The organism is Pseudomonas sp. NPDC089392, from assembly GCF_044749595.1.
GTDB lineage: Bacteria > Pseudomonadota > Gammaproteobacteria > Pseudomonadales > Pseudomonadaceae > Aquipseudomonas.
This window is the reverse complement of record NZ_JBIVIF010000029.1, coordinates 81,579-88,486: the sequence shown is the minus strand read 5'-3', so window position 1 is coordinate 88,486 and position 6,908 is coordinate 81,579. Positions and strand designations below refer to the sequence as shown.

Annotated in this window: 7 protein-coding genes; 4 read left to right on the top strand and 3 right to left on the bottom strand. The window is 63.2% G+C overall.

The features are described 5' to 3' along the window. Positions 1 to 131 precede the first annotated feature (131 nt). Positions 132 to 701 carry an elongation factor P gene (gene efp, locus ACIP1G_RS22190; RefSeq protein WP_012271109.1) on the bottom strand — a complete coding sequence of 190 codons (570 nt, stop codon included), beginning with the start codon at positions 699 to 701 and terminating at the stop codon, positions 132 to 134. 48 nt (positions 702 to 749) lie between these two features. Further along, positions 750 to 1,883 (bottom strand): elongation factor P maturation arginine rhamnosyltransferase EarP, encoded by a 1,134-nt coding sequence (earP, locus tag ACIP1G_RS22185; RefSeq protein ID WP_400740791.1) that lies wholly within the window; start codon positions 1,881 to 1,883, stop codon positions 750 to 752. Between the two features lie 483 nt (positions 1,884 to 2,366). Between earP and ACIP1G_RS22180 the strand changes: the two genes are divergently transcribed. Next, positions 2,367 to 2,765 (top strand): hypothetical protein, encoded by a 399-nt coding sequence (locus tag ACIP1G_RS22180; protein ID WP_400740790.1) that lies wholly within the window; start codon positions 2,367 to 2,369, stop codon positions 2,763 to 2,765. 2 nt (positions 2,766 to 2,767) lie between these two features. Further along, complete coding sequence (locus ACIP1G_RS22175; protein WP_400740788.1) at positions 2,768 to 3,238, top strand: transcription elongation factor GreAB; 471 nt, start codon at positions 2,768 to 2,770, stop codon at positions 3,236 to 3,238. Positions 3,239 to 3,347: 109 nt separating this feature from the next. On the opposite strand, the gene ACIP1G_RS22170 is transcribed toward ACIP1G_RS22175, so the two are convergent. Beyond that, positions 3,348 to 4,286 (bottom strand): LysR family transcriptional regulator, encoded by a 939-nt coding sequence (locus ACIP1G_RS22170; RefSeq protein ID WP_400740786.1) that lies wholly within the window; start codon positions 4,284 to 4,286, stop codon positions 3,348 to 3,350. A gap of 118 nt (positions 4,287 to 4,404) precedes the next feature. Here ACIP1G_RS22170 and ACIP1G_RS22165 point away from each other — a divergent pair, with 118 nt between their 5' ends. Both ACIP1G_RS22165 and ACIP1G_RS22160 read left to right on the top strand, forming a co-directional pair. Continuing rightward, complete coding sequence (locus tag ACIP1G_RS22165) at positions 4,405 to 5,154, top strand: 3-oxoacyl-ACP reductase family protein (protein ID WP_400740784.1); 750 nt, start codon at positions 4,405 to 4,407, stop codon at positions 5,152 to 5,154. A gap of 525 nt (positions 5,155 to 5,679) precedes the next feature. Beyond that, complete coding sequence (locus tag ACIP1G_RS22160) at positions 5,680 to 6,852, top strand: MFS transporter (protein WP_400740782.1); 1,173 nt, start codon at positions 5,680 to 5,682, stop codon at positions 6,850 to 6,852. Positions 6,853 to 6,908 lie beyond the last annotated feature (56 nt).

The following is a 6,908-nucleotide window of genomic DNA, read 5'->3' as shown; positions in this document are numbered from 1 at the left end:
GCCTGACCGGTGGTTTCCCCGAGCAGTGAAGCAACGACCGGCGAAGTACCCCATGCGCAAATGAAAATGCCAGTCAGCTTAACTGACTGGCATTAGGCCAAGGCCGGGTTTTTTGCGCATCACAAGAAGAATTACTTCTTGGAACGGCCTTTGAAGCTGTTGTCGCGAGTGTCGATGTCGATCCACTCGTCGATCTGGATGAAGTCGGCAACCTGGATCTCGGTACCGTTCTTCAGTTTGGCAGGCTTCATGACCTTGCCCGAGGTGTCGCCGCGAGCAGCGTTCTCGGTGTAGACAACCTGACGGCTGATGGTGGTCGGCAGTTCAACCGATACCAGGCGGCCTTCGAAGAACACGGCTTCGCAGATGTCTTCCATGCCTTCTTCGATGTACGGCAGAACGGCGTCGATGTCTTCGGCGTTCAGTTCGTACATGGTGTAGTCGGTGGTGTCCATGAAGGTGTACGAGTCACCGCTGATGAACGACAGGGTCGCTTCTTTGCGATCCAGGATCACGTCGTCCAGCTTGTCGTCCGCACCGTATACGGTTTCGGTCTTGTAGCCGGTCAGCAGGTTCTTCAGCTTGGTCTTCATGATCGCGCTGTTACGGCCCGACTTGGTGAACTCAGCTTTTTGAACCAGCCACGGGTCGTTGTCGATCCGCAGTACGGTACCGGGTTTCAGTTCTTTACCAGTTTTCATTACGAAGTATCCGAATCTGGATGGATTTATAAAAATCGAGGCCGCATATCATAGCCAATTTCGGTAAAACTGTACCAGCGTCATGGCAAGGTCCGGCTGAGCGGCCTGCCGTGCGGCCCAAAGCCGGGCATGTTGCTGCAGTTCCGGCCAATGCTGGCGGGCCGCCTGCCAGGCCTGGCCCATGTCGAAATCCATGTTCCAGGCGCGCCACAGGCCAAGCAGGGCGGCATCGGCTTCGTCTGACAAACCGCGTCGATAATGCGCGAGAAACGCTTCGAGCTTTTCCCAGTGGGCATTCTCGCCCTGCACATAGATGTGCCACAGCATCGGCTGCCCGGCCCACTGCGCGCGCACGAACGAGTCTTCGCCACGCACCGCGTTGAAATCGCAGCTCCACAACAGCCGGTCGAAGTCGTCCTGGCTGACGAAAGGCAGCACCTGTACGGTCAGCGCGCCACGCCTGCGCACGCTCCCCACTTGCAGCGGCGCCTCGCCGAGCCACTGGCTGAGCCCCGCGACGATGCGCCCTTGCGGTACCAGCAGGTGGCAAGGTTGTGCGCCGCTGGCCAGGGCGTCGAGCCAATTGGCCAATTGCGGGTTTTCGTAGGCGAACAGCGAAACCAGCAATGCCCCCTGCTCGGGGTTTACGCCAAGCCCCTGCAGAAATGCCTGGCGCGCATCGGCCGACTGCTGGAACGCGTCTCGCCGGGCCAGCAACGAGCCCTCACGCAGCAAGCCACCGGTGTTTTCGGTAAAGCCCGGGAAGAAATACACCTTGCGCAGGCCATTGGGTTGCGGCGAAGGCAAGCCATGGCAGCCCTCCACCCAGTCCTCGGCACTGAGGTATTCGAGGTTCAGCCACAGCGGCGGCTTCGGGCGCGCACGCATGGCCTCGACATAAGCCGCCGGCAACTGGCAGGCGAATGCGCCGATCACCACATCGGCCGGTGCTACCGGCAACCAGGCCGCCGGCCACTGGCGCACATCCACACCGTGCTGCCACTGCTGCGCGGCGCTGGCATCGGCGCCGGGGCACATGGGTGTGAAGGCATTGAGATCATCCACCCACAGGCGCACTGCCAGGTCGTGCTCAGCCACCAACTGCCGGGCCAGGCGCCAGGTCACGCCGATATCGCCGTAGTTGTCGACGACGCTGCAGAAGATGTCCCAGGTGGCTTTCATGCGCCCCTCCCGTTGTGGTGCAAAAACCGCGGATTTTGCGCATAAAGTACTGCAAATTGCCAGTCGGGGAGGTTGGTGGGGGTGCCAGGTGTAGGGCTTGGGGGTGGAGGTGATGCACAGATCGAGCGCCGCCCGCGCGGCGCTTCGCAGCACAAGGCTGCTCCTACATTTGTTTCGGGCCAGTTATTCCTGTGGCAGGTGGGTGGCAGCCTTGGTGCATGGCTGGAGATTGATTAAAAGCAACTGCGTTCCCTTCGATATCGAATGGAACAAACAAGGCGGACAGCGGTGACCTCACAGGCGTGACTGGCCCGAAACAGATGTAGGAGCAGCCTTGTGCTGCGAAGCGCCGCGCGGGCGGCGCTCGATCTCACAGGCGATAAAAATGCTGTGCCAAACACCTAACAGCCCAAATCCTTCTTCAACCCTAAAAACCACACGCATGCGACAATGCACCCGGACCCACCCTGCCAGGAGGCTGCCATGCCCCGCCACCGTGAACTGAAGATCACCCTCAAGCCGTTGCCGTTGATCCTGTGCGTTGCCCTGGGCCTGTGGCTGGGCGCCGTAGCCATTGCCGCGAGCCTGTGGCTGGCGCTGCAGCTGTGGCCGCAGCAGGTACAGCCGGTGGCCCAGGCTGTAGCACCAAGCGCCTATCGCCCTGCCACGCCTGCTGCGCCAGCACCGGCGCAGGACGCCCAGGCCGAGATGTTCGATCGCTACAAAAACATCTTGCACCAGCAGGAACTGCAACAGGCCGCCGAGGCTGCCCAGGGCAACCCGCGCAACCTCAACAGCCCCAAGTGCCAGTTCTGGCTGCAGCAGAACCGCACCGCGCCCACCGACAAAAGCCAGGCCAACGTGCTGGAGTTCTGTTACTGACCATGGACAAGACCCACCTGCTGGCGCAGATCGTCGCCACCCTCGAACATGACCTGGACGTGCTGACCCGCGCGGCGCAAACGGCTTATGAAGCGGCTACCGCCGAAGAGAACGTCGCCGAGAACAAGTACGACACATTGGGGCTGGAAGCCTCGTACCTGGCCACCGGGCAGGCCCGCCGCAGCGCCGAGATCCGCCAGGCGCTGCTGATCTACCAGCAACTGCTGCTGCGTGATTACGACCCGGTGCGCGGGGTGCAGGTGAGCAACCTGGTGACGCTGGAGGATGAAGATGGCGGGCAGCGCCGGGTGTTCCTTGGGCCTGAGGCGGCGGGCTTGAAGATTGGTGAGGGGGTTGGGCTGGTCACAGTGATTACCCCGCGCTCGCCGCTGGGGCAGCTGTTGCTGGGCAAAAAAGTTGATGATGAGGTGAGCCTGGGAGCGCAGGTATTGTTCATTGTCGATGTTGCCTGAACCGGCCTCTTCGCGGGTAAACCCACAGGGATATCACTGCATTTGAGGGTTGTGGCGTACCTGTGGGAGCGGGTTCACCCGCGAAGAGGCCGGTACCGGCAATACACAGCTATAGGGCCTGCAGGGCATCAAACCGCCCCGCCAACCCCTGCCCTTCAAACTGCTCCACGACAAAATCGATAAACGCCCGGGTCTTGCCCGGCAGCAGCTTGTGCTCGGCGAAATACAGGCTGATATGCCCGTCGTCCACATACCAGTCCGGCAACACCCGCCGCAGCCGCCCGCCCTGCAGGTACGGCACGGCAAACGGTAAACTCACCAAGGCCACCCCCAGCCCCTGCTCGGCCACCGCGCACGCCGCATCGGAATCGCTCATGGTCATCGCCTGGCGCAATTGCAGCGGCTGCTGCGCCTGCCAGCGGCTGGTCAAAGGCCACGAGCGCACCCGCCCGGTCTGTGGTGAGCGGATCAGAATGCCGTCATGCCGTTGCAGTACCTGCGGGTCGTCAATCGGCGCGTGGCGCTGCAGATACGCCGGCGCCGCCACCAGCACCCGGTGCGCCGGGGTCAGCTTGCGCGCCACCACCCCCGGCGGTAACTCGAAACCGCCGCCAATCGCCGCATCGAAGCCCTGGCCGATCAGGTCGACCTGGCGGTTGTCGAAATGCCAGTCCGGGGTAATGGCCGGGTAGCGGCGCAGGAATTCGCCCAGCAACGGCAACACATACAAGCGCCCGAACACGGTGCCCATGCTCACCCGCAACAACCCGGCCGGCTGCCCTTCGGCACTGGCCAGGTTGGCCACGGCGTACTGGATAGTGCGAAAACTGTCACTGACCTCGCCAAGAAAACGCTGCCCCGCCTCGGTCAAGGTCAGCTTGCGGGTACTACGCTGGAACAACCGCACGCCCAGCCGCGCTTCCAACTGGGCAACGTGCTTGCCCACGGCGGCGGGGGTAATGCTCAGGCGCCTGGCGGCCTCGGCAAAACTGCCGACCTCGGCACTGCGGATGAAGCATTCCAACGCGTTGAACGATTCCATGGCCATGATTGGCAACCAAAGGTTTACTCTGCTGATAGTGATTGCCATCTTATCAGCAGGTAATCGAGCGCCGATACTGCGCCCATCCAAGGCATTTCGGCCTGGCTTCCAGCAGGAGATCAGCATGTCCAAGCAACTTACACTCGAAGGCAAAGTGGCCCTGGTACAGGGCGGTTCCCGTGGTATTGGCGCAGCCATCGTGCGGCGCCTGGCCCGCGAAGGCGCGCAGGTGGCCTTCACCTACGTCAGCTCGGCCGGCCCGGCAGAAGCACTGGCCCGGGAAATCAGCGAAAATGGCGGCAAGGCCCTGGCCCTGCGGGCCGACAGCGCCGATGCAGCAGCCGTGCAACTGGCCGTGGATGACGCGGTGAAGGCCTTCGGCCGGCTGGACATCCTGGTCAACAACGCCGGTGTACTGGCAGTGGCACCGGTGACCGAGTTCGACCTGGCCGAGTTCGACCGCATGCTGGCGGTGAACGTACGCAGCGTGTTCGTCGCCAGCCAGGCGGCAGCACGCTATATGGGCCAGGGCGGGCGCATCATCAACATCGGCAGCACCAACGCCGAGCGCATGCCGTTTGCCGGCGGCGCACCGTATGCCATGAGCAAGTCGGCGCTGGTTGGCCTGACCCGTGGCATGGCGCGCGACCTGGGTCCGCAGGGGATTACCGTGAACAACGTGCAGCCAGGGCCGGTGGACACTGACATGAACCCCGCCAGTGGCGAGTTTGCCGAAAGCCTGATCCCGCTGATGGCGATTGGGCGCTATGGCGAGGCGGATGAGATTGCCAGCTTTGTGGCTTACCTGGCGGGGCCTGAGGCGGGGTATGTCACCGGGGCCAGTTTGACCGTGGATGGTGGGTTTGCGGCCTGATTGAGTCACTCAGGACGGGGTGGGCTGCGAGGTGTCTGCCTTTGATTTTGTGGCGCCGGTGAGATCGAGCGCCGCCCGCGCGGCGCTTCGCGGCTAAAGCCGCTCCTACGTTTGTTTCGGGCCAATTATGCCTGTGGCATTTGCGCGCGAACGCTTTGGCGCATGGCTCAATATCGCGTCGTACAAACAAGGCGGTCGCGCGCGTTTGTTTCGGGCCAATTATGCCTTCGGCATTTGCGCACGTACGCCTTGGCGCACACCTCGAAATCGCGTCGTACAAACAAGGCGGTCGCGCGCGCCTGGCACAGGATGGACTGGCCCGAAACAAACGTAGGAGCGGCTTTAGCCGCGAAGCGCCGCGCGGGCGGCGCTCGGTCTAATAGACGCTGAAAATGTTTCGGCGAACACTGGCGGCGCTCGATCTCACAGGCGCCACACATGCCATGTCGAACACAAGATGCCTTGGCTTCAAGCCCGACACTTCCCGATAATCCCCCCTTATTTCCTGCCCGCCACGAGACCTGCATGCACACCCCCACCCTCAGCCGCGCCCTGATCCTGCTGATGGCCACCGCCACCGGCCTGGCCGTGGCCAGCAACTACTACGCCCAACCACTGCTGCACAGCATCGCCCAGCAGTTCGGCCTGAGCACCGCCAGCGCTGGCAGCATCGTCATCGCCGCGCAGCTTAGCTATGGCGCCGGCCTGCTGCTGCTGGCGCCGCTGGGCGACCTGTTCGAGCAGCGCCGGCTGATCACCGTGATGACCGCCATTTCCACCCTCGGCCTGGTCATCAGTGCCTGTGCCCCGAGCCTGACCTGGCTGATCGTCGGCACGGCGCTGACCGGGCTGTTCTCGGTGGTGGCGCAAATCCTGGTACCCATGGCGGCGACCCTGAGCGAGCCGCACCAGCGCGGGCGCGCGGTCGGCACGTTGATGAGCGGCCTGCTGCTGGGCATCCTGCTGGCGCGCACAGCTGCCGGCTTCATGGCCGAGTTGGGCGGCTGGCGTAGCATCTATGTACTGGCTGCGGTGCTGATGGCAATTACTGCCGTGGCGCTGTACCGCAGCCTGCCGCAACACCACAGCCATGCCGGGCTGAAATACCCGGCGCTGATCGGCTCGGTGTTCCGCCTGTTCCTTGAAGAACCGGTATTGCGCCTGCGCTCGTTGCTCGGCCTGCTGGCGTTCAGCCTGTTTGCCCTGTTCTGGACGCCACTGGCGTTTCTGCTCGCCAAAGGCCCGTACCACTATTCGGACGCGGTCATCGGCCTGTTCGGCCTGGCCGGTGCGGCGGGTGCGCTGTCGGCCAACTGGGCCGGTCGCCTGGCCGACCGTGGCAAGGGCTCGCTGGGTACCACCGTGGGCCTGGTGGTGTTGCTGTTGTCGTGGGTGCCACTGGGGTTTGCCGAACAATCGTTGCTGGCCCTGCTGCTGGGCGTGCTGATGCTCGACCTGGCAGTGCAACTGGTGCATGTAAGCAACCAGAACGCAGTGATTGCCCTGCGCCCCGAGGCGCGTACGCGGCTGAATGCCGGGTATATCACCTGCTACTTCATTGGCGGGGCGCTGGGGTCGTTGCTGGGCACGCAGTTGTTCCAGCGCCAGGGCTGGAAGGGGATTGTGGTGGCGGGGTTGGTGATTGGTGCTTTGGCATTGCTCGCATGGCTTACTTCCGCCCGCAAAACTGGCGCATAACCCCTGTAGGAGCGGCCTTGTGTCGCGATGGGCCGCGCAGCGGCCCCAACAATATC